This window comes from Sutcliffiella sp. FSL R7-0096, assembly GCF_038595065.1.
In the GTDB taxonomy this organism is placed as follows: domain Bacteria; phylum Bacillota; class Bacilli; order Bacillales; family Bacillaceae_I; genus Sutcliffiella_A.
The window spans coordinates 3,011,633-3,034,245 of sequence record NZ_CP152003.1; the positions used below are offsets into that span (position 1 = coordinate 3,011,633).

Here is a 22,613-nt window from a genome sequence, read left to right on the forward strand (position 1 = left end):
CTCCTCAGTCCCTGTACTTTCTTGAAAGCAATTAAGCCTTTATTTTTATTCTAAATGTTAAATTCGACAATGCAACCTCTTTTCCTTTAAAAAAATTAAAAAACCTTAAAAATTATATAAATTCTTAATTTTTCTCCAGAATACTCTTAAATTCGACGCAATACGCAAAATATTACATTTAATGGTAGTTTTGTCGAATAATCTTTATTATTTTTCATCATAACGTAATTTCCATCATAATAAAAGAAAAAAGCGAGCTTTTTCAGCCCACTTTCTTCTCTTTATCTTTTTGATAAATGTCAATTCCGGCTTCGTTCAGCATCCATTCTATATGAACGCCATACCCGCTTGTCGGATCATTTACAAATACGTGAGTGACAGCACCAATCACCTTGCCATTTTGAATAATTGGACTTCCACTCATCCCCTGCACAATTCCTCCCGTCTTTTCCAAGAGGACCGGATCTGTAATTTTTATGACCATCCCTTTAGTGGCGGGGAATTTTTGTGGAATGCTACTGACTACTTCAACATCAAATTCTTCCACTTTATCTCCATCCACGACGGTCAGTATTTTAGCAGGTCCTTCTTTCACTTCTGCCGACAAGGCGATTGGCAGTGCTTTGTCCATGATGCCATTCTCTATATCTTTGTTAAGCGTTCCGAAGATCCCGAACGGGCTGTTTCTTGAGATATCACCAATTGCCGATCTATCGTTGGAAAACCTTGCAAGCTTTTCACCCGGTACTCCATTGCTTCCCTTATCAATGGACGTAACGGTCGATCGAACAATTTGGCCGTCTTGAACAACAATCGGCTTTTTTGTATCCATATCTGAAATCACATGGCCTAACGCTCCATACTTCATGGTGATCGGATCATAGAAGGTCATGGTTCCAATTCCCGCAGCCGAATCTCTAATATATAGTCCAATTCTGAATGAACTGTCCTGTTTGTCTTTTAAAGGAATAAGCTTTGTTTCAATGGTTTCTTTTTCTCGTGTGATGACAACATCAAGGGGATTACCGGTCTTGCCGGACTCTTGTACAAATGGAGCAACATCACTCATCTGCTCGATGGTTTTGCCGTTGATTTTTGTAATAATGTCGCCTACTTGGATACCCGCAATTTCTCCAGGTGATTGTTTACCTTCTTCCGTATCGACCTGGTGGTGGCCGACTACCAGAACACCCAAAGTGTTTAATTTCACTCCAATGGATTGACCGCCCGGATACACTTTATATTCCGGTATGACATCTACATTCACCTGTTTGACAGGGATACCGGCAAGCTGCAACACAACCTGACCTTCTCCTGCTTGTTTTCCGTTTAGTGCTATCGTTTTATGGTCTGTCTCGATCCCGAGAGAGGAGGAAGAATTTTCATTTGCCTTGGCAGTCACCGGTACGGACGACTGGAAATGTAATCCTTGTCCTTCAAACATCGTTATTTTATTCGGGATTTGGACATACTCTTTAAATGGTTGACTTACACATAATACCATGACTGAAACAAGGAGAAATACACCAACAAATTTTCTAATTATATCTTCTCTCAAACATTTTCACTCTCCTCGGTCCTATCCCACACCATTCATGGCTACATTATTTAATTTTGCCTTGTCAGGCCACATTTATAACAACGATATTAATTTAAATGCTACCCATTATGGATAGTTATGTTATATGAGGTGAGCAAGGATAATTATTGGGGATGTGAGAACGTAAAATTATGTAACAGATCTGTTCAAGAGTACTGTGGATGAGCAATGTGTCGCTCTCTTTCGCTGATTCAGAGGAAATGTCCAAAGTTTTTCGATTGTTGTCCGAAGTTTTTGTATCCTTGTCCAAAGATTTTCAAAAGTTGTCCGAAGTTTTTTCATTCTTGTCCGAACCTCAAATTGGAATGTCCAAACCTTGCTTCATCTTGTCCAAACCACAGTAATTCTTGTCCGAACCAGACCAATAGTGAACCTTTAATTGTCCGAAGAGCTTCGTAATTTGTCCGAACCGTTTTTTCACACTAAAATTACTCGCAAAATCACAGCAATATAGGTGATTTTCTTTACTATATATGGCCTTGTGTTCAAATTCAAACCAAAAAAGGCCGTCCACATCATCAAATGCGAACGGCTTGGTCTAAATCTATATATTCCTACCCTTGCTTAATACTCCCTGCTATCTCCAGAAGTTCACGTGCATGTTCTTTCGTCAACGAAGTTATCTCCACACCGGAAATCATTCGCCCTATTTCCCGAATCTTTTCATCTTGATCCAGGCCACGCACCTTGGTTTTAGTACGTTCACCGGAAACTTCCTTGCTGATGAATAGATGTGTGTCGGACATTGCTGCAACTTGCGGCAAGTGGGAAATGCATAGGACTTGTGACCCCACAGAAACCTGATAAATTTTCTCTGCTATGGCCTGCGCCACCCTGCCGCTGACACCTGTATCAACTTCATCAAAAATGATGGATGTGATCCCTTGATGCCTAGAGAATATACTCTTCAATGCAAGCATGATTCGGGAAAGCTCTCCACCTGAGGCGACCTTTGCCATCGGCTTCAACGGCTCACCCGGGTTAGTCGTAAGATAGAACTCCACGTCATCCACGCCGTTTTTCCCGAACAACACATCGCCTGATGACTTTTCCTTTTTCACTTCCATGTTCACGTCAAAGATCGCTTTTTCCAGATAAAGATCTTTAAGCTCTTTATGGATGCTCTTCATTAGCTTTTCAGAGGATTTCCTACGTGCGTCTGTTAGGGATTTGGCTTCTAGCGCTAGGTCCTGCTTTAGCGATTCCAAAGATTCTTGAAGCTGGTGAATATGCGAATCACGGTTTTGCAGGGTCTCGAGCTCCTCTTCTATCTTTGAGGCATATTCCAAAACTTCAGCAACCGTGCTTCCATATTTACGTTTCAGCTGCTTAATTTCGTTCAATCTGCCTTCTATAAAATCCAAACGATTCGGGTCGAACTCGAGCTGATCTATTTCATCCCTGATACGATAAGATAGTTCCTCTAATTGGTAATAGGAATTTGATATGATTTCGTGAACATCTTTGAGGTTTTTATCGATTTCCTCGAGACCTTCCGACTCCGACATCGCCTGGCCAACCCAGTCAAGTCCCTTCTGTTCACCATGCATTGCATAATAACAGTTATTTAGGGACTGATAAAGGCGTTCATAATTGCTGATTTTATTTCTTTCTTCAAGGAGATCGTCCTCTTCATTCACGCTTAATTCCGCATTGCTGATTTCCTCTGCCTGGAATTGAAGCAAATCGAGGCGGTGTGCAACCTTTTGCTCATTATCGGTAAGTTCAAGCAGCCTTTTTTCTACGTCCTTGTAGGATCTGTAAACTTCGCTGTACGACTGAAGTTCTTTTTGAATAGATGTGCCCCCAAACTGATCTAATAACAATAGATGAAGATCCGGATCCATCAACTCTTGGTGTTCATGTTGTCCATGAATGTCCACTAATGTTTGTCCCACTTCTCTTAAAAGTGCAATGGTGACCAGCTTGCCATTCACACGGCAGACACTTTTTCCGGTTGCATGGATTTCCCTTCGTAAAACGACCATTTCATCTTCAATTTCAATGCCCAATTCCTTGCAGACCCTATAGGCAGGATGACTATCATTTTCAAGCAGGAACAAACCTTCTAGCTCCGCTCTTTTTTCACCGAAACGCACAAACTCATGAGATCCCCTCCCACCTGCCAGCAAGTGGATGGCATCAATGATAATGGATTTACCGGCGCCGGTCTCCCCTGTCAATACCGTGAGCCCTTTTTCAAATGAGATGGAAAGGGATTCAATAATAGCAAAGTTTTTGATTGTCAATTCAGCAATCATACCATCACTTCCTTCAGTGATTTTATAGCATATTAATAAATCGGTCGGATAATTCTTTTGCATCCTCCGGTGTACGGCAAATAATCAAACATGTGTCGTCCCCACATATAGTCCCGAGAATCTCCGACCAATCAAGATTATCAATAAGTACACCAATGGCATTGGCATTACCAGGCATCGTCTTCATTACAATCATGTGACCGGCTATATCTATTTTGACAAACGCATCCATAAGGGAGCGCTTTAATTTTTGCAGTGGATTGAAACGCTGGTCCGCAGGCAGGCTGTATTTATATCTGCCATCCAAAAGCGGAACCTTTACAAGATGCAACTCTTTTATGTCTCTTGAAACCGTGGCTTGGGTCACATTGAATCCTAAGCTTTTCAAGCGGTCGACAAGCTCGTCTTGGGTTTCGATTTCACTGTTTGTAATCAACTCTCTGATTTTTATATGTCTTTGGCCCTTTGTCATGTTGGCACCCCTTATTGTCTATGTAACCTTTATTACCTAGCTCTATGTTAATTCAAACATTATTCTATGTAAAACAGTAAGCCAAGAAAAAAGGAACAACCATATAACAGTTATTCCCCTTTTTCGACCTTCAATTGTTGGTGAGCATCTGCGACCAGATCAGATATGGCTACCTGAAGATTGTTCTGTGAGCTTTCTTCAGTATGCCCATTCCATTGCAGGTGAAGGAGGAATTCAATATTCCCCTCACCTCCCGTTATAGGAGAGAAGGAAGCATTCATCACATCATAGCCTTCCTTTAAACTAAAGTCTATAATCTTCTGCATGACCGCCTGATGGGTCTTGGGATCTCTGACAATTCCTTTTTTCCCAACCTGTTCTCTTCCAGCTTCAAACTGAGGTTTCACTAATGCAACCACGTCACTTCCAGGTACTAGTAACGTTTTTAATACAGGAAAGATCAATTTTAAGGAGATGAAGGAAACGTCAATGCTCGCAAATTCAGGCATTCCTTCGTTCAGATCAACAGGTGTCACATAACGGAAATTGGTCCGTTCCATCACGACAACCCGTTCATCCTGTCGTAGTTTCCACGCCAGCTGGTTGTAGCCGACATCAAGCGCATAACTCAATTTCGCGCCATTTTGTAGCGCACAATCGGTAAAACCGCCTGTGGATGCACCAATATCAAGGAGAATCTTATCCTTCACGTTCAAGCTAAAGACTTTCAGCGCTTTCTCGAGTTTCAACCCACCACGGCTTACATAGGGCATCAGATTCCCTTTCACACTAAGCGGTGCATCTGTTGCCACTTTTTCACCAGGCTTGTCCAGCCTTTGTTCATTTGAATATACAAGTCCCGCCATTATGGAGCGTTTTGCTTTCTCCCGCGTTTCCACAAGCCCACGCTCCACAAGGAGTACATCTACTCTTTCTTTTTTCGCCATATATGTTTAAGCCCTTTTTTGTTTTCTTCTAGCTGCAATCAATTTAACATTTTCCACGACTTTTTCCGTTGTTAAATCTATTTCCTGTAGCAGCTCCTTCACACTTCCATGTTCAATGAAGCGATCTGGAATTCCCATTCTTACTATACGGTTCGTGTATCCATTATCGCTTGCAAATTCAACTACCGCACTACCAAATCCACCTTGCAGGACTGCCTCTTCTATGGTTACAAAAGGTATGCCTGATTTGAATAGGTCATGTAATAATGCTTCATCCATCGGTTTGATGAATCGTGCATTGACCACTTTAACGGAAAGATTTTCTTTCTTCAAGTAGTCAGCCGCTTCGAGTGCCATTCCAATGGTGGTTCCGAAAGTAAGGATTACCGCATCCGTTCCTTCTCTTAGTACTTCCCAGGAACCAATCGGCAGTTCCTTCAACTCTTCATCCATCTTCACACCCAACCCGTTTCCACGCGGATAGCGAAGCGCAATTGGACCTTCGTCATATTTGTTTGCTGTGTACACCATGTGCTGGCCTTCATTTTCGTCTTTTGGCATCATTAGCACCATATTGGGAAGGTGACGCAGGAATGCAATATCAAATACACCTTGGTGCGTCTCTCCGTCCTCTCCAACCAACCCGGAACGGTCGATTCCGAAGAAAACGTTCAAGTTTTGACGGCAAACATCATGAACAACCTGGTCATAGCCTCTTTGCAAGAATGTCGAATAGATAGCCAAGAATGGCTTCATCCCTTGCGTTGCCAATCCAGCAGCCATTGTTACAGCATGCTGTTCAGCAATTCCAACATCGAACATCCTATCAGGGAATTCTTTTGCAAAAGTCTCAAGTTTTGATCCGACCGGCATTGCCGGCGTCAGCGCAACAATACGTTCATCTTCACGTGCAAGCTTTCTGACTGTTTCACTGACAACACTGCTCCATGCTGGAGGTGCACCAACAGGTTTAAGGAAATCTCCTGTTTCGATTTTATACGGGCCAGTTCCATGCCACGTTCCGATCGTATCGAGTTCTGCAGGTTCATATCCTTTCCCTTTTTTAGTGACCACATGAATGAGGACAGGGCCTTCGGTTTTTTTCGCATATTTAAGATTATCAATTAAATCGTTATAATTATGTCCATCAATCGGACCTAAGTACGTAAAGCCCAATTCTTCAAAGAACATACCACTAACAACAAGGTACTTCAAACTGTCTTTGATGCGCTCCGCCGTTGACGCCAGTTTCCCGCCAACTGCAGGTATTTTCTTAAGAAGCACTTCCAATTCGTCTTTTACCCAGTTGTATTTACCCGCTGTTCTCATTCTTCCAAGTGCACTGTGCAGGGCTCCTACATTTGGTGCGATGGACATTTCATTATCATTCAAAATGACAATCATGTCTTTCTTTTCATGCCCGATATGATTTAATGCTTCCAGTGCCATCCCACCGGTCAATGCCCCATCCCCGATGATTGGAATGACATATTCGTCTGTTCTCTTTATATCCCTTGCAGCAGCCATTCCCATTGCTCCGGAAAGAGAGGTGGAGGAGTGTCCTGTCTCCCATACATCGTGCTCGCTTTCATTCCTTTTCGGAAATCCACATAGCCCTTTGTATTTTCTTAAGGTGTCAAATTCACAGGCTCTTCCTGTCAGGATCTTATGGACGTAAGCCTGATGGCCCACATCCCAAAGGAATTTATCTTTAGGGCTTTCAAAAACCTTATGAAGTGCTATCGTCAGTTCCACCACCCCAAGGTTAGGACCGATATGCCCTCCAGAAGTGGAAAGCTGCTCAATCAGAAAGCGTCTGACGTCTTCACTCAGGCTCTCCAATTCTGCTATAGACATTTTCTTTAAAAACTGCGGATTTTCAATCTTTGTAAGATCCAAAAGGGATCACTCTCTTTCCTTACTGATTTCTCTTATTCTTACGTTTATTTTTGTTTTCCTTCATCACAACTATCTTGAATCTGTCTTCCAGGATATAAAAAAGTTTGCCCACTTGAAAAAGAATGGGGGTTGAATAGCGGATGGCCATCGATTTTCCGAAAGCCTTTCCTCCGACTGTCACTGCAGCAACTACGCTTGTAAATACCACTGCCACAATATAATGGAACAACGAATCCTCACGTTGGCCAATGGAAATGGTAAATGAAATCACCACAATCGCAGAGGCTGTTCCACTGATAATTCCAGATATATCCCCGATAACATCATTACAGAAACTTGCAAAACGATCGGCACTTCTGACAATCAGTATGCTCTGTTTGGAACCGTTTACCCTTTCGGCTGCCATGGCATGAAATGGTGTTTCATCTGCAGCTGTAGCAGCAATACCGAGCATATCGAAAAATATCCCAATGAACACAATGATGAAAACGATGACCATTCCTATCGCCCAAGTGACACCTGAAAGCAGATAAGTGGAAACGATTGAAAAAATAGCCGCTAACACGAGTGTGATAACGGCGATAGCTAAACTCCAATTTATTGCATCTTTCCATTTATTTAACATGGTATAATTTCCTAACTCTATATAAGTAAGCTTTTGTAGTTATCCTACATTTTATTATAGACATTTTTAACTTAATCCACCAAATTTAAATATGTAAAGGTGGTCATGCATTGGGTAAAGACTGCGGCTTAGGTCCAGTAGGTTTTCCCAAGCAAGTACCAGATGTCGCCATACTGGCGGTTTCCCATTAAACCTGCCTTAGCTGTGTCGCCATCAGCTAGACTGGATTACCACTTAGTCCGCACTATAATCCCCAATGCATGTCTTAGAAACAGAACAGTCTAGGAGTTTTCCTCTACAGCCTTTAACCAATTCTTAGCCTCTTTTGCAGAGCGGATTTCATATGGAATACAAAGATAGTTTCACTGGCCTAGTGAAAACATCCCATACCATAATCCCCTCCAACTCCACTCAAGGCAGGCTACGCTGTATATGACCAACCCAGTTAGGCATATATCAGGTTTATCACCATTCCATCTCATGCTTCCCTAGGGGATAAACATGGATGAGAATGGGCCTCCACGGAAGTAGGGTCTTCGCCCACATGCCATTGTGGATCGCCCTACAACCTTAACTCCCAGCATCAACCCAAGGCTGGGCGCCTCAAGCCGACACAAGGAACTTCATCGATGTGCCCTTTAGCGGATTTTTAGGCCCGCCTTCAGAAAAGGTAGACTGACTAGAATACTGCACCACCCATTTGTATCATATATTATATCACAAAAAGAGGAAATGCTCAATTTCCGCCTCTATATTTGTCGATTAATGGTCCCTTTTGGCAATTAGATCACAAAGTTGTGATAAAAGATTAGATTCCAACGACATGTCGGAAAGCAAACACTTCGCCTCCCTAATATGATATTCCAATTTTTCTTTGGCGCCATCCATAGACAGCAAAGAAGGATAAGTGACTTTTTCATTAAGGGTATCCGAACCGACCGGCTTGCCTATTTTCTCAGCATCACCTTCGATATCAAGGATGTCATCTCGTATTTGAAAAGCCAGTCCAAGGTGATCGGCAAATAGCGTAAGCTTCAAAATCTGCTCCTCAGTCGCATCCCCAAGTATGGCGCCTGCTACTATGCTGTAACCTAGCAGTTTTCCGGTTTTGTTTCTATGTATATACTCCAAGTCTTCAAGCGAAAGAGCCTTACCTTCCCCTTCCATATCTGCTACCTGTCCTCCGACCATCCCAGTTGGACCTGTAGCTTTTGAGAGTTCCTTCATCAGGGTGACCACTTTAATAGGGGACACACCTAGATTTAATAGGTCCTCCATCACTTCAAAGCTGTAAGTGAGCAGCGCATCCCCTGCAAGGATAGCCATCGCTTCTCCATAAACCTTATGGTTGGTTGGTTTGCCTCGTCTATAATCATCATCATCCATACTTGGAAGGTCATCATGAATCAACGAATAAGTGTGAATCATTTCAACAGCGCAAGCTACCGGCAATCCGATTTTCTCAGACTTGCCAAATGAGTGCAACGTTGCAAGGACCAGTAGCGGACGCAGCCTCTTTCCTCCAGCTTTCAATGAATAGCTCATAGATTCCAGCAATATCTGTGGAGCCTCCACTGTGTTCACATAGGAAAAAAGAGCCTCTTCCACTAGTTTCTTTCTTTCCTTCATAAAGGTTTGCAAACCCATCACATGTGCCAATTAAGCTTCATCCTCCTGTACCTGGAACGAGTCCAATTCCCCATTTTCTTTTAATATTTTTTCCATCTCTTCCTCTACGTGGGATAGTTTGTCATGACAAAGCTTGGACAGTTTCATCCCTTCCTTGTAGAAAGATATCGCTTCTTCCAATGGCACATCCCCTTCTTCAAGCTTTTCTACTATGGTTTCCAATTCTTTCATCGCTTCTTCAAATGTTACTTGTTTCTTTTCACTCATTGTCCTTTCTCTCCTTTACATCTTGTATTTCACAAGCAAACTGCCCATCTTGGAGATGCACTTGTATGGTGTCACCTTTTTCCGCCTGGTCCACGCTTTTTATGATGGTCCCATCCTGTTGAAAAGCCAGACTGTACCCTCTATTCATAATCTTTAGAGGGCTCAAGCCATCTATTTTCGTTAGTTTATGTTGAAACTCCCATTGCTTCTTTTGCAAGGCTTGTTGCATCAACTTGGTAAGCATAGTCGTGCGCTGTTCGAGGGTAAGCTTTTCCGTCTGCCATTGCTTTTTCGGATGATAACGTTCGAGCAAGGAAGAAAGTTGCTCCCTCTTTACATGCTTCCGCTCTACCATTCTTTTCATGGACATATCCAAATCGTCCAGCACACGATCGAGGTCCTGTTGCTTTTGCGCATAAAGGTTCTTTGGAAAACGGAAAGCATAAGACTTTTGCAAGGTAGTCAGCCTATCCTTATAATGTTGCATCAATTTATTGGAAGCTCTATGCAAGCGTAACTTCCGATCTGACAACCTTTCTATTAACTCATTGATGTGTGGGACGGCAAGCTCAGCAGCAGCAGTCGGAGTGGGCGCTCGCATATCCGCCACAAAGTCCGCGATGGTAAAGTCCGTTTCATGCCCTACCGCTGAAATGACTGGAAGATTGGAAGCGAAAATCTCCCTGGCAACGACCTCTTCGTTAAAAGCCCACAACTCCTCAATCGATCCACCACCACGCCCAACAATCAATACATCTAATTCAGATTGTTGATTGGCCATTTGAATCGCCTTCACGAGAGAAGGGGCAGCATTAACGCCTTGAACAAGAGCAGGTATCACGATAATCTTTGTCAGAGGGTATCTTCTCTTCAAGGTTGTGATGATATCTCTAACGGCAGCTCCTGTCGGAGAAGTGATTACGCCAACTGCACGTGGATATTTTGGAAGAACCTTTTTATGTTCCGGTGAGAATAGCCCTTCTTGTGATAGTTTCTTTTTCAATTCTTCGTAAGCCAAAAAAAGACTGCCTACACCATCTGGTTGCATTTCTTTTATGTACATTTGGTAGGATCCACTTGCCTCGTAGACCGTCACTTCCCCGCGAACAAGGACTTTCATCCCTTCTTGTGGCTTGAAAACAAGGTTCCTGTTCTGACCGGCAAACATGACGACCGATAATCGTGCACTCTGATCCTTCAACGTAAAGTACATATGCCCCCTGCTATGTTGTTTGAAATTTGATATTTCTCCTTTCAGCCATACATCCTGCATATGTGGATCCACATCAAATTTTCGTTTTATGTATTTTGTCAGTGCAGTAACAGTTAAGTATCTGCGTTCACTCATAATATTAACTCCTTTTTCGAGACTGCTTATACGAAAAAAAGACGGAAGAACTCGAAGTTCTTTCCATCTTCTAAGATACCATATTAACGGGAAAACGTCTTGTTTTCACTTGCTTCGTTTTGTGCTGACTCAAGTGTATTCTGCAAGAGCATGGTAATCGTCATCGGACCGACTCCTCCAGGAACGGGTGTGATGTAGCTCGCCTTTTCTTTTACCGTATCAAAATCAACGTCGCCACATAACTTTCCTGTTTCAAGCCTGTTAACTCCGACATCAATGACGATTGCACCGTCTTTAACATATTCAGCACCTATTAGCTTCGCACGGCCAACGGCAGCGATCAGGATATCAGCTTGTTTAGTGATGGAGGCCAAATCCTTCGTACGCGAATGACAATACGTGACTGTCGCATCTTCTTTCAATAGCAATTGACCGACGGGTTTTCCAACAATATTGCTTCTTCCGATAACTACTACATGCTTCCCTGAAATGGAAACATTCAAGGATTTAATCATTTCCACAATCCCATAAGGCGTACATGGGAGAAAGGATTTTTGATCAATCATCATTCGACCGACATTGACGGGATGGAACCCATCCACATCTTTATTAGGGGAAATATGTTCAATAATAGCCAGTTCATCGATATGATCAGGCAAAGGCAACTGTACCAAAATACCGTGAACAGAGATATCTTGGTTAAAGTGGGTGATTCTATCCAATAATTCCTGTTGGGTAATGGAGCTTGGATACTCTTCCAAAATGCTTCGAATTCCAGCCTCTTCACAAGCTTTCTGTTTCGCTCTGACGTAGGATTGGGATGCAGGGTCTTCCCCTACAAGAATCACTGCCAAGCTTGGTTGAATATTTTTTACCGTATGTAACTCTGACACCTTTTCCTTAATAAAAGCCCTTTTTTCGGTTGCAAGTACTTTACCTGATACAATCACTGCTGACATGAATAGCTCCCCCTTTTACTACTTATGCATTATTTTTCGATTGTTGTTTTGACTTTGGACAGGACCGCGTTGATGAACCCGCTGGATTTATCATCGCCAAATGTTTTCGCAAGCTCGATCGCTTCGTTCATGCTCACATTTGCCGGAATCTCTTCTACATGCATCATTTCGAATACAGACATACGTAGAATGGTGCGATCGACTGTTCCTAAACGATCTAGTGACCACTTTTCCAAATGAGCTCTCAGCGTGGAATCGATTTCCTCTTGATGCTCTTTTGTTCCAAGTACAATACTTTTTAGGAAGTCGTCCGCTTTTTCTCCTTCTTCCAATACATTTTCAATTGCTTCATCGGGCGCAATATCACTTAAATCCATTTGAAAAATGGCTTGTAGCGCCTTTTCTCTTGATTTACTTCGTTTCATTGATCGATCTCCTTATCGTGCCTATACTAGTATAAAAAGATAATAGCACATTTTTATAAAAAAACACATGTTTTTTGAAGGTTTTTACGCTTATTCACATACAAAATTTAAGTTGTTGTCCATAATGTTCGGAATTAACCGTTTTCATTTTCGCTCTGGGGGAGCTAAAAACTTTTTTTAATATCACTTTCATCATTACCTACATCATACACTGCTATACTTTTCCTCTAAAAGAGAAAGCGACTAAAATTGTACCTAATATCGGGGGCTAACACAAGGGAAACTTTATTGATCGTAAAGCAAAAAAATTGTAGGCACCCTTCTGATTAGAGTGCCTACATGGTGACGTCCTTTTAAATTTCCTGCTCTACTTCCACTTCGTTCTTTTGCGTTTCAAATTGAACACCAACAACGTGAATGTTCACTTCCGTAATTTCAAGAGCTGTCATATTCAGTAATGCCTGACGGATATTATCCTGTACTTTTTGAGCAACAGTCGGAATGGAAATACCGAACTGCATCACACAGAAAACGTCCACTTTAATGCCTTCTTCGCTAAGATCCACTTTTACGCCTTTACCGTGGTTCTTCTTCCCAAGTCTCTCTACCACACCGGCTGCGAAGTTCCCACGCATTTGCATGACACCCTCCACTTCGGAAGCAGCAATACCGGCAATGACTTCAATTACTTCTGGAGCAATTTCCACTTTACCTAGAGAATTGTTGTTTTCCATTTCCAATAAATTTCTTTCGCTCATAATTAACCCTCCTACTATATTTTAAGAATTCATGACATCATATTTTTCAAGGAATTTCGTATTGAAATCACCATCTTTAAACTTCTCGTGATCCATCAGTTTCAGATGGAAAGGAATCGTTGTATGAACGCCTTCAATCACAAACTCACTTAACGCCCGCTTCATTCGGGAAACCGCCTCTTCGCGTGTTGCCCCGTATGTGATCAGCTTTGCAACCATGGAATCATAATAAGGTGGAATACTGTAGCCAGGGTACACAGCAGAATCCACTCGGACACCAAGACCACCTGGAGGAAGGTACATCTCAATCTTTCCTGGAGAAGGCATGAAATTCTTTTCCGGATTTTCTGCATTGATTCGGCACTCAATCGACCAACCGTTGAAGACCACATCTTCTTGCTTGATAGATAAAGTTTCACCAGATGCCACCTTAATCATTTCCTTAATTAGGTCCACTCCTGTCACCATTTCCGTAACGGGATGTTCCACCTGAATCCGCGTGTTCATTTCCATGAAGTAAAACTTCTTATTCTGGTAGTCATATATAAATTCTATCGTACCTGCACCCATATAGTCCACTGCTTCGGCCGCTTTTACCGCCGCATCACCCATCTGTGCACGAATATCCGCGTCAAGTACTGGTGAAGGCGTTTCTTCAACGAGCTTCTGTAAGCGACGTTGAATGGAGCAATCACGTTCACCTAGATGAATCGTATTTCCATGCCCGTCCGCCATCACTTGTATTTCTACATGTCGGAAGTCTTCGATGAATTTCTCCAGATAAACCCCTGGATTTCCAAAGGCTGTTGCCGCTTCCTGCTGGGTAATGGAGATTCCCTTTTTCAGTTCCTCTTCATTTCTGGCAACGCGGATCCCTTTACCTCCGCCGCCTGCCGTTGCTTTAATGATGACAGGATACCCGATGTCATTGGCGATGGACATGCCGTCGTTGATATTTTCGATGATGCCTTGAGATCCCGGAACGATTGGAACTCCCGCTTTACGCATCGTTTCACGCGCGATATCCTTCGTCCCCATCTTACTGATCGCTTCAGGACTTGGTCCTACAAATGTGATGTTGCATTCACGGCAAAGCTCCGCAAAGTCTGAGTTCTCCGCAAGGAACCCATACCCAGGATGGATCGCGTCTGACGCGGTCAGTTTTGCCACACTGATGATATTGGTGAAATTAAGGTAGCTGTCTTTGGAAGCGGTAGGTCCAACACAATATGCTTCATCCGCTAACTGGACATGAAGGGATTCCTTATCTGCTTCCGAATAAACCGCCACTGTCTCGATATTCATTTCTTTGCAGGCACGAATAATACGAACTGCAATTTCTCCTCTATTCGCAATCAATAATTTTTTTATCATGAGTGTCTCCCCCTCCTTATACTGTTTTTACAAGGAATAAAGGTTGACCATATTCGACTAATTGGCCATTATCAACCAAAACCTCTACAATCTCGCCTTTGACTTCTGCCTCGATCTCATTGAAAAGCTTCATTGCTTCTACGATACAAACGACAGAGTTTTCGCCCACTTTATCGCCTTCCTGTACATATGCCGCTTGATCCGGTGATGGCGAAGCATAGAATGTTCCAACCATCGGGGAAGTGATTTTATGTAGGTTCGCATCTTCTTGTTTAGGTGCCGCCGACTCTTGGTTTGCTTCTACAGCTGGTGTTGGAGCTTGTTGAGCCGGTTGAGCTTGTGCTGCTTGTGGAACTAGTGGCTGAGGTGCCGCTTGTGGTGCCGGTGCAGCCACTTGTGTGCTAACAACTGTTTGGGCAGCATGTTTTTTCATTTTAATTTTCGAACCTTCATTCTCATACGTGAATTCATCTATATTCGATTGGTCAATCAACTTAATAATTTCTCTGATTTCTTGGATCTTTAACATACTACGTTCACTCCTTGGTCCTATTGATGATTAGTTGCTGCTTAGCTGTTACTATGTACATTTTAACAATATAGTTCATATTCATCATACGATACAAGCTACCGAAATTCAACTAAAAATAGTAATAGATATTATTACCTAGTGCTAAATTATGGTGTTTCGCGGCGGTGGTTGGCTCATAACAGATGAAAACGCTTTAAGTTTTATTATAGGGGATTTTAGTTGTGGTGGGTAGGGGTGGTCTTTTTAATAAAAGTCCATATTAATTATTTTGAAACGGATAAAGGCTTGTGACGGGATTATGTTGAGTTATGAAGGGATTTTCTGGAGTTGTGAGCGGATTTTGTTTCGTTGTGATGGGATTCTAGCTTTATGTGAAGGAATAGAAGCTTGGTTTTAGTCCTACCTGATTCAAAGGAGAAGTTTTGACAGTTGTTATGCAGGGATTTGATACAATTGTGACGGGATTCGTCTTTTTTTTGACGGAATTAATATTTTTTTATTATCCTGGCTAAAGTGAAGTGCGACAGAATATATTTTTCGTTATTTCTAAAACATTTGAAGGAATTTGTCTACTTTTAGCAAATTTAATAGTAACCCCATTAAAGGAAGTGATTTGTTGGTTGTATTAAAAGAAAGAGAATATTCCATGAAGATCCAAGTACTGCAGGCTCTCATTCGAAGGCTGAGACCTAATCATCCCTCTTTACCTATTATTAAAAAAGATCTTGGTATGGCTATGGCTGGCTATAGGGGTGAGGAATCAATAGATTATTATCTAAGCATTTTACCTGAGATGGAACATGATATTATAGTATTTCATGATTTAAGGCTCCCTTATAATAATAAGTTCTTCCAAGTAGATACCCTTCTTATTACCCCTACATTCTATCTCATATTAGAAGTTAAAAATATGATTGGAACTCTTCAGTTTGATCCTGCATTCCAACAACTAATACAAATAATTAATGAAGACGGAAACGAAAAAAGAATTTCTCATAGGGATCCTATCCAACAAGTAAACATACAACTATCACAATTTAAATCATGGTTGAAAATTGCCAAGCTCCCTTACCTCCCCTGCGAATGCCTAGTCATTATGGCTAATGCCAATTCTGAATTAAAGGCATTAACTCATCCGAATATCGTTCAAAAATTCGTTACTAGGAATACTGCTATTTCCGATAGAATAGTTGCGTTTATAACTGAATATGGAATAGGGGAATGGGATACAAAAAAAATCAAGAAAATAAAAGATACTATCTTGAAGAACAATGAACCCTCTTTATTTAAGGATGTGCTTCATAAGTATGCTATTAAAAGAAGTGATATTTTAAATGGGGTATTCTGCAAATCTTGCAATACCCTCTCCATGAAGAGAAGAAGAGGTTGTTGGGTATGCGTGGAGTGTAATTTTAAATGCTTCGAAGCACATTTAGAGGCAATGAAAGATTATAAATTATTGATTTGTTCTACTATCACTAATAAATCTCTCAGGGAGTTTCTTGGTATCAAGTGTGAAAGTACTGCCTTGAGGATATTAACCTCCGCAAACCTCCTTTATCTTGGCTCTACCAGAAACCGGCGATACATCCTTTAATCACATATTCAAACAAATAAAAAACACCGAAGCCCCTCACATTCTCAAGGCCCCGGTGACTTGCTTATCCTAAAATATATCACTCACTCGCATCTGCAGTGCTGAACTCAAATGCGATGTTTTCGTTGCGCACATCGGCGAATTCTTGACGCACCATATGATAGATATCATTTGCCATTTGTGGAGAATGTTCTGCCGTTTTGACTGTTACGCGGATCTTGCCGTCTGTCACGCGGACAAGTGCGTCATCGACGTCTTTTCGGGAACGGATGGTAGATTCTAGGATCAGTTCTTTTTCTGAGATTTGTGCTAGTTCGTTGTATTGATCGACGGCTTTGGAAATCTCTTCAGCCGGTAACTCTGTGCTTGCCATTCTATCTTTCAATTCAGCGCGGTGGACACTGCGAAGATTTTCAAGCTCATAGCGCATTTCAGCAAACGTTTCATCTGTGGAGATGTATTTCACAACTGCGCTACCGTCTTCGTCTGTAGCTTCTTCTCCCTCGACACCTTCAGCACCTTCAGCACCTTCTGTACCCTCTGTTCCTTCCTTGCCTTCTTCTCCATCGGTTCCAGCTGCTTCTCCATGATCGCCTTCATGGTTTTCGGCTGATTCGGTTGCTGCCGGTTGTTCAGCTTGTTCGTTTGCCATTTGTTCACCGGCTTGTTGGTCGCCGATGAAATAGTAAGCTGATAGGACGAAAACTAGACTAAGCATGGTTAGTAACCAGACGGTTTGTTTTTTTAATAACATGGATTATTCCCCCTCGGATTTTTTTGGAAGTACTGCTACTTTGTGCTGCGGTACGTCGAGCACTCTGGTGACAGCTTCCAAAATCATTTGTTTAACATGTATATTTTCAGCGCCCTTTGCGACTACCAGAACACCTCGGATGACCGGCTTTTTTGTTTCGGATACAACCGGGATCTCTTGTTCATTTTTTCTGATTACAAGTACCTGTTCGTCTTTTGAACTGTCTGTTACATCACGTTTCCCCCCTGCTTTATCTGTTTCTACGGTTGTTTGCTGGGAGGTGGTGATGTTTTTCTGAAAGACTTTCTGTTCGGATGCATCGACATTTACGACGACAGAGACGTCATTAACGCCGGCGATCGCTTCCAGGGCATCTTTCAACTGGTTCTCAAAACTTGCCTCGTAATCAGAGATAGTAGAAGGTGCGTTGGCATCATCACTATGTCCGAATACTTCTTCGTCTCCGGTTTCTTGCTGTTTCATTGCCGGTAAGACTCCCCCGCCAGGAGAGTTGGCACTGTCTTCCCCGAAAAACAGGGTACCAAAAAGCATGAATGCAACACCTAATATGAGAACGACTGTCATGTATTGATATTTTGCTTTTTTGTCCTTTGACTGATTGGATAGCAGAGATTTTAGCCATGGAATGAAAGCTTGGTTTTTCTTTTCCACCTTGTACTAATCCCCCCCTTCGACTGCTACAGAGATATTGGTTGGTTGTAGTTGCCATCGATCTGCTAGGAAAGTTGCTATTTTTCCTTCTTCTTTCGAGGAAGGCGCTGGTTCCTTTTGTCTGGAGGTGTCAATTTGGACAGGCTTTACTACTTGAATGGCTGTCTTTTGTTCGGCTTTTTCGAGCAGAATCACAACGGATTCTATGTTTTCTTCTATTGGTATTTCTGCAAGCTGGTCCTCATTTTTCACGACGACTTTCAAGTCTTTAACAGTTAAACCATAGCTTTCCCTCAACTCCTCCTCCACATCTTCTTTCATTAGGACAGCCGCTTTATCTAATATGTATGCAGCATGTGAGGCTTGTATTTCTTTTTTCTTCATTTCTATTAAATTTTCTGTGTTTGTTTCTGAGGTATAGGAGGAGTGAGTCGTCATTTTTGCAAAAAGCTCGTCCAGGTCAGTAGAAAGCAGCTTTAATATGGGAGTGAGAATGACGACGATCAGCAACAGCCCAATCACAAGTTTCGTATATTTTTGCATAGAAGAATTCGGCAGAAGCATTTCTACTACAGTGGCCAGAAGAATAAATAGAATGATACTGGTAATCCATTCTGTTAAGTAACTCATCGGTCCCCTCCCCCTTACCTGACCATCACGGTGATATTACCGGCTGCAATAATGACAGTTATGCTTAAGAAGAACATAAAAGAGACAATGGCCAATGCCGCAAAAATGTAGATGATGCTTTTGCTGATGATATCCAAGCACTTGATCACCGTCCCCCCACCAAGTGGCTGAAGAAGGGCTGCAGCGAGTTTATAAATGATGGCAATAGAAAGGATTTTCACGGCAGGGAATGCGGCCAGTAAAATCAATGTGGCAACACCCAGGATTCCTACTGTATTTTTCAATAAAAGAGAAGCGGTAATGACTGTATCCGTTGCGTCAGTAAACATTCTTCCGATAACCGGTATGAAATTCCCCGTCACAAATTTGGCGGTGCGGATAGCAATTCCGTCTGTCACTGCTGCCGTTGCCCCTTGTACAGAGATAACTCCAAGAAAAACGGTTAGGTAGATTCCTAGAATCCCGATACTCACGTTTCTTAAAAGTTGCGCAAGTTGGGTCACTTTGTATTGTTCACTAAGCGTGCTTACAATGCTAAGGATCGCCGAAAGGAATAAGAGCGGCAATACGATATATTGAATCAGCAGGCCGCTGGTGTTCATTAAAAATAGTATAATAGGATGGAAAAACGCCGCTGAGACCAATCCTCCTGAAGAGGCGATAAGGGCAATGAGCAATGGAACGAGTGCGATGATGAAGCCGGTCATGGCCGTTATTGCTTCCTGGGTATAAGAGATGACGATATGGAAGCTGTTGAGCGCGATGATGATCAGCACCATGAACACAACACTATAGGCCACTTTACTGACCGTTTTCTGTTCAAAAGCGTTTTGAAGAGTCTGCAGAAACATGCTGAAGATAGTTAGTAAAATGAGGCTTCCCAGTAGCTTTCCATTTGCCAAAAGCTCATGAAATAGATATTTGACGAAGCCTTTTGACCACTCTTTTAAGGAAAAAGACTTGTCCCCTTTAACAAATTCCATGAAAGTCCCTTTTTGGGTTTCCGGTAAAAAACCACCGTATTCTTGCATGATCTCTTCCCAATACACCTTTATTTCCTCCACGTCCACTCCCTCCATTTGCTCTGTCACAAGTTCTGATGGGGAGGATGGGGAGGCTTGTACAATTTCGAATGGAATAAACAGTAGTATCAACAGGGCTGCAATGATTGCGAGAATGAATTTCATTGGTATACTCCCCTCTGTAGTTTCAGTTTAAGAAGGAATGAGATTAATAATGGTTTCGATGATAACGGTCAGGATGGGGATAGCCATTGCCAATATTAATATTTTTCCGGCCAATTCAATTTTAGATGCAATTGCCCCTTGCCCCGCGTCCTTTGTTATCTGGGCACCGAACTCTGCGATATAGGCAATCCCGACGATTTTCAGTATGGTCTCGACATAGATCAAATTCACATTGGCATTAATGGCTATTCTTTCGAGCATCCTGATGACGTCAAAGACTTGCTCCACTAAGAATAAGAATATGGCACAGCCGACAAATACGACCAGCATGAAAGCAAATGTCGGCTTCTGCTCTTTCACCACCAATGCAAGAAACGTGGCAATTAGGCCCAGACCTACTATTTGAAGGATCTCGATAGGTCATCACCCCTTTGTCATTGGAACAAGAATACCGATTTTATCTTTTTGAACAGGTCATCGACGATGCTTGCCACCATGAAAAGAATATAGATAAAGCCGAGTAGGGTTACCCAGTGTGCGTATTCTTCCTTGCCGAGCTGTTTTAACACGGTATGCAGGAAGGCTACGACGATTCCGATGCCGGCGATTTTGAATATTACGTCTACTTCAATGCCCATGGACGCTCCTCCTATTTTTTACGAATGGCTTTTGTATTCCATTAAATGTTGGTCGTTGATTATCGCTGCAGCGGATCGCTTTCCGCGGGCGGTCCGGGAGCCTCCTCGGCATTCGCCTGCGGGGTCTCCCATGTCCCTTCCTCCCGCAGGAGTCTCGCCACTTCCCCTGCAATCAACTAACTCCATTTACCCGATTAAATAAATCTTTCAAAAAAGCTTCTATAACCCTAAATCAACAAAATAACCAGCAGTAATCCTGAGAGGACGCCGAGGCTTTTGACCATTCGTTCGTACCGGATTTGTTTGTCGCGGGCTTCGAGTTCTTCGCGTTCTAGATGTGTCAAGGCTAGCTGGATGTGCTTTTGTTGTGTGTAGCGGTCGTGTTGGCCAAGGGTTTCGCCGAATTGTTTCATGATTTCAAGTTCTGCATTTTTGTAAGCTGTGGTATTCCACACATCCTCCAAACTCTCTTGCCATGCCTCTTTAACTGTGAGGCTGGCTTTCTCCAACTTGTAGGAGAAGCTTTCAAAAAACCAGGAGAGAGGTTTTTCCAATTGCTTGGCAATATTTTTAGTGGCATCTGCAAGTGGAGTGTGGCCATACATGATTTCGGCTTCGAGCGACTGCAGCGCAACCTTTAATTGTCTCAATTGCCTAGGCCTTTCCGTCAGATGCCTTGCCGCTTCAAAGCCTGCCCAGGATGTAGCCACTATGATGAAAACTGCCCCTATCAATTTGATCATCGTCTCACTCTCTCTTCCCGGTAGATCTCCTCTCCCGCTTCATTCACAATTCTCTTGATGGAGCCTGGTCCGTTGCTCCTCGACAGTTCTACAAATCGTTTCACTGCACGCATGGATAATATCTCCCTGAGACTTGGCCTGCTTCGTAGTTCATCAAATGAAAAAGCATGAACCGACATTAGCAATCCCACCCCTGCATTTACAGCTTCCATGACAGCCTCGCTATCTTCCATTCTTCCTATCTCATCAACAACAATGACATCCGGGCTCATGGAACGAATCATCATCATCATGCCTTCTGCCTTCGGACAACCGTCGAGCACATCTACTCTTTGTCCCAAATCATGTTGCGGAATTCCATTTACACAGCCGGCAATTTCAGACCTTTCGTCCACTATTCCCACCTTGCATGAAGCAATGTGTTTTTTTTCGCAACCAGAACTCATGATTCTAGCCAAGTCTCTTAAGAGCGTTGTTTTTCCTGTTTGTGGAGGCCCGATCACCATCGTGCTGAGCCATCTGTCCTTTTCGTACAGGTATGGCAGTAAAGGTGTTGCCACTCCGATTTTTTGTTTGGCTATCCTAATGTTAAATGAGGAAACGTCACGGATTGCCTTTACTTTTCCTTTTTCCGTAATCACCTTGCCAGCAAGTCCAACACGGTGCCCTCCAGTGATGGTGATATACCCACGTTTGAGTTCTTCTTCGAGGGCATAGATGGAATGCTTGCTTATTTTATTCAAAATATGGATCGCATCCGTTGCAGTAACTGTATAGGAGGGGAAGTAGGGTTCTCCATCTATAATCAGCTCCAAAGGACGATTCACCCGGACTCGTATTTCCTCTACTCTTTCTTGTGCTTGGGGTAAGAGAGTATCCAGCACACCTGATATATCTGGAGGCAAAACCCCCGTAATACTTGCGAACATACATATCCCCTTCTTGTCCTTTTGTTACTTACAATGTATGCGCGCGTGGACAATATATAACAACGGAATACAAATTCTCATTTGTAGATGCCAAATAAGATGAACCCTACTCCAATCGCAATGTAAATCATTTTGGAAAAGGAGATTTCATCCGCCATGCTAATCAATCCAATCATCATGGTGGAAATGAAGATCAGCGGTCCCACCACCGCTAGCATCGAGTTTACCACGATTGCTTTTTTTACATCATTTAAACTGAGCATAATAATGGCAGCGGTAATTTCTAATAGTCCAGAAAAGATTCGAATCCCTGCCATCGATAGAACGGACGGGTCGAAGTGGCTTAATAATTTTTTCATTGGAATTT

The 22,613-nt window shown here is 42.5% G+C and carries 24 protein-coding genes; 1 reads left to right on the forward strand and 23 read right to left on the reverse strand.

Annotated features, from left to right (window positions below; translation table 11 throughout):
• Positions 1–262: 262 nt before the first annotated feature.
• The 14 genes from spoIVB to accB all read right to left on the reverse strand — a co-directional run bounded on the left by spoIVB (position 263) and on the right by accB (position 15,093).
• Positions 263–1,558 (reverse strand): SpoIVB peptidase, encoded by a 1,296-nt coding sequence (gene spoIVB / locus MKY77_RS15455; protein WP_339146731.1) that lies wholly within the window; start codon positions 1,556–1,558, stop codon positions 263–265.
• Between the two features lie 596 nt (positions 1,559–2,154).
• Positions 2,155–3,861 carry a DNA repair protein RecN gene (recN, locus tag MKY77_RS15460; protein WP_339146732.1) on the reverse strand — a complete coding sequence of 569 codons (1,707 nt, stop codon included), beginning with the start codon at positions 3,859–3,861 and terminating at the stop codon, positions 2,155–2,157.
• Positions 3,862–3,883: 22 nt separating this feature from the next.
• The gene (gene argR / locus MKY77_RS15465; protein ID WP_010194884.1) at positions 3,884–4,333 is read right to left on the reverse strand and encodes a transcriptional regulator ArgR; all 450 of its coding nucleotides are present in this window, start codon (positions 4,331–4,333) and stop codon (positions 3,884–3,886) included.
• Positions 4,334–4,443: 110 nt separating this feature from the next.
• Positions 4,444–5,280 (reverse strand): TlyA family RNA methyltransferase, encoded by an 837-nt coding sequence (locus MKY77_RS15470; protein ID WP_339146733.1) that lies wholly within the window; start codon positions 5,278–5,280, stop codon positions 4,444–4,446.
• 6 nt (positions 5,281–5,286) lie between these two features.
• On the reverse strand, positions 5,287–7,179 hold the full coding sequence (gene dxs, locus MKY77_RS15475) for a 1-deoxy-D-xylulose-5-phosphate synthase (RefSeq protein WP_339146734.1): 1,893 nt from the start codon (positions 7,177–7,179) through the stop codon (positions 5,287–5,289).
• A gap of 19 nt (positions 7,180–7,198) precedes the next feature.
• Positions 7,199–7,804 (reverse strand): hypothetical protein, encoded by a 606-nt coding sequence (locus tag MKY77_RS15480; RefSeq protein ID WP_339146735.1) that lies wholly within the window; start codon positions 7,802–7,804, stop codon positions 7,199–7,201.
• A 762-nt stretch (positions 7,805–8,566) separates the two neighbouring features.
• On the reverse strand, positions 8,567–9,451 hold the full coding sequence (locus MKY77_RS15485) for a polyprenyl synthetase family protein (protein WP_339149835.1): 885 nt from the start codon (positions 9,449–9,451) through the stop codon (positions 8,567–8,569).
• A 12-nt stretch (positions 9,452–9,463) separates the two neighbouring features.
• Positions 9,464–9,700, reverse strand: coding sequence for an exodeoxyribonuclease VII small subunit (locus tag MKY77_RS15490; RefSeq protein WP_339146736.1), 237 nt, complete (start codon positions 9,698–9,700; stop codon positions 9,464–9,466).
• The gene (gene xseA / locus MKY77_RS15495) at positions 9,693–11,048 is read right to left on the reverse strand and encodes an exodeoxyribonuclease VII large subunit (RefSeq protein ID WP_339146737.1); all 1,356 of its coding nucleotides are present in this window, start codon (positions 11,046–11,048) and stop codon (positions 9,693–9,695) included. The genes MKY77_RS15490 and xseA overlap by 8 nt, the downstream gene beginning before the upstream one ends.
• Positions 11,049–11,131: 83 nt before the next feature.
• Positions 11,132–12,007, reverse strand: coding sequence for a bifunctional methylenetetrahydrofolate dehydrogenase/methenyltetrahydrofolate cyclohydrolase FolD (folD, locus tag MKY77_RS15500; protein WP_339146738.1), 876 nt, complete (start codon positions 12,005–12,007; stop codon positions 11,132–11,134).
• Positions 12,008–12,036: 29 nt separating this feature from the next.
• Positions 12,037–12,432: a transcription antitermination factor NusB gene (gene nusB, locus MKY77_RS15505; protein ID WP_339146739.1), complete on the reverse strand. Its 396-nt coding sequence runs from the start codon at positions 12,430–12,432 to the stop codon at positions 12,037–12,039.
• 353 nt (positions 12,433–12,785) lie between these two features.
• Positions 12,786–13,190 (reverse strand): Asp23/Gls24 family envelope stress response protein, encoded by a 405-nt coding sequence (locus tag MKY77_RS15510; protein ID WP_063560427.1) that lies wholly within the window; start codon positions 13,188–13,190, stop codon positions 12,786–12,788.
• 21 nt (positions 13,191–13,211) lie between these two features.
• Entirely contained in the window at positions 13,212–14,564 is a 1,353-nt protein-coding gene (gene accC, locus MKY77_RS15515; protein ID WP_339146740.1) for an acetyl-CoA carboxylase biotin carboxylase subunit, read from the reverse strand.
• 16 nt (positions 14,565–14,580) lie between these two features.
• A complete protein-coding gene (gene accB, locus MKY77_RS15520) occupies positions 14,581–15,093 on the reverse strand; it encodes an acetyl-CoA carboxylase biotin carboxyl carrier protein (RefSeq protein WP_339146741.1) in 513 nt (170 codons plus the stop codon).
• Positions 15,094–15,712: 619 nt separating this feature from the next.
• Here accB and MKY77_RS15525 point away from each other — a divergent pair.
• Positions 15,713–16,693 (forward strand): nuclease-related domain-containing protein, encoded by a 981-nt coding sequence (locus MKY77_RS15525; RefSeq protein ID WP_339146742.1) that lies wholly within the window; start codon positions 15,713–15,715, stop codon positions 16,691–16,693.
• 79 nt (positions 16,694–16,772) lie between these two features.
• On the opposite strand, the gene MKY77_RS15530 is transcribed toward MKY77_RS15525, so the two are convergent.
• The 9 genes from MKY77_RS15530 to MKY77_RS15570 form a co-directional block, all read right to left on the reverse strand.
• Positions 16,773–17,447: a SpoIIIAH-like family protein gene (locus MKY77_RS15530; protein ID WP_339146743.1), complete on the reverse strand. Its 675-nt coding sequence runs from the start codon at positions 17,445–17,447 to the stop codon at positions 16,773–16,775.
• Positions 17,448–17,450: 3 nt separating this feature from the next.
• Positions 17,451–18,119 carry a stage III sporulation protein AG gene (gene spoIIIAG / locus MKY77_RS15535; protein WP_339146744.1) on the reverse strand — a complete coding sequence of 223 codons (669 nt, stop codon included), beginning with the start codon at positions 18,117–18,119 and terminating at the stop codon, positions 17,451–17,453.
• A 6-nt stretch (positions 18,120–18,125) separates the two neighbouring features.
• Complete coding sequence (gene spoIIIAF / locus MKY77_RS15540; protein ID WP_339146745.1) at positions 18,126–18,749, reverse strand: stage III sporulation protein AF; 624 nt, start codon at positions 18,747–18,749, stop codon at positions 18,126–18,128.
• A gap of 14 nt (positions 18,750–18,763) precedes the next feature.
• Positions 18,764–19,936: a stage III sporulation protein AE gene (gene spoIIIAE, locus MKY77_RS15545; RefSeq protein ID WP_339146746.1), complete on the reverse strand. Its 1,173-nt coding sequence runs from the start codon at positions 19,934–19,936 to the stop codon at positions 18,764–18,766.
• A 27-nt stretch (positions 19,937–19,963) separates the two neighbouring features.
• Positions 19,964–20,353, reverse strand: a complete 390-nt coding sequence (gene spoIIIAD, locus MKY77_RS15550; protein WP_082380912.1) for a stage III sporulation protein AD — start codon at positions 20,351–20,353, stop codon at positions 19,964–19,966.
• 17 nt (positions 20,354–20,370) lie between these two features.
• On the reverse strand, positions 20,371–20,574 hold the full coding sequence (gene spoIIIAC / locus MKY77_RS15555; RefSeq protein WP_060666334.1) for a stage III sporulation protein AC: 204 nt from the start codon (positions 20,572–20,574) through the stop codon (positions 20,371–20,373).
• A 227-nt stretch (positions 20,575–20,801) separates the two neighbouring features.
• Entirely contained in the window at positions 20,802–21,317 is a 516-nt protein-coding gene (gene spoIIIAB / locus MKY77_RS15560; protein ID WP_339146747.1) for a stage III sporulation protein SpoIIIAB, read from the reverse strand.
• Positions 21,314–22,246, reverse strand: coding sequence for a stage III sporulation protein AA (spoIIIAA, locus tag MKY77_RS15565; RefSeq protein ID WP_339146748.1), 933 nt, complete (start codon positions 22,244–22,246; stop codon positions 21,314–21,316). The genes spoIIIAB and spoIIIAA overlap by 4 nt, the downstream gene beginning before the upstream one ends.
• A gap of 77 nt (positions 22,247–22,323) precedes the next feature.
• Positions 22,324–22,605, reverse strand: a complete 282-nt coding sequence (locus MKY77_RS15570) for a YqhV family protein (protein ID WP_339146749.1) — start codon at positions 22,603–22,605, stop codon at positions 22,324–22,326.
• Positions 22,606–22,613: the final 8 nt, after the last annotated feature.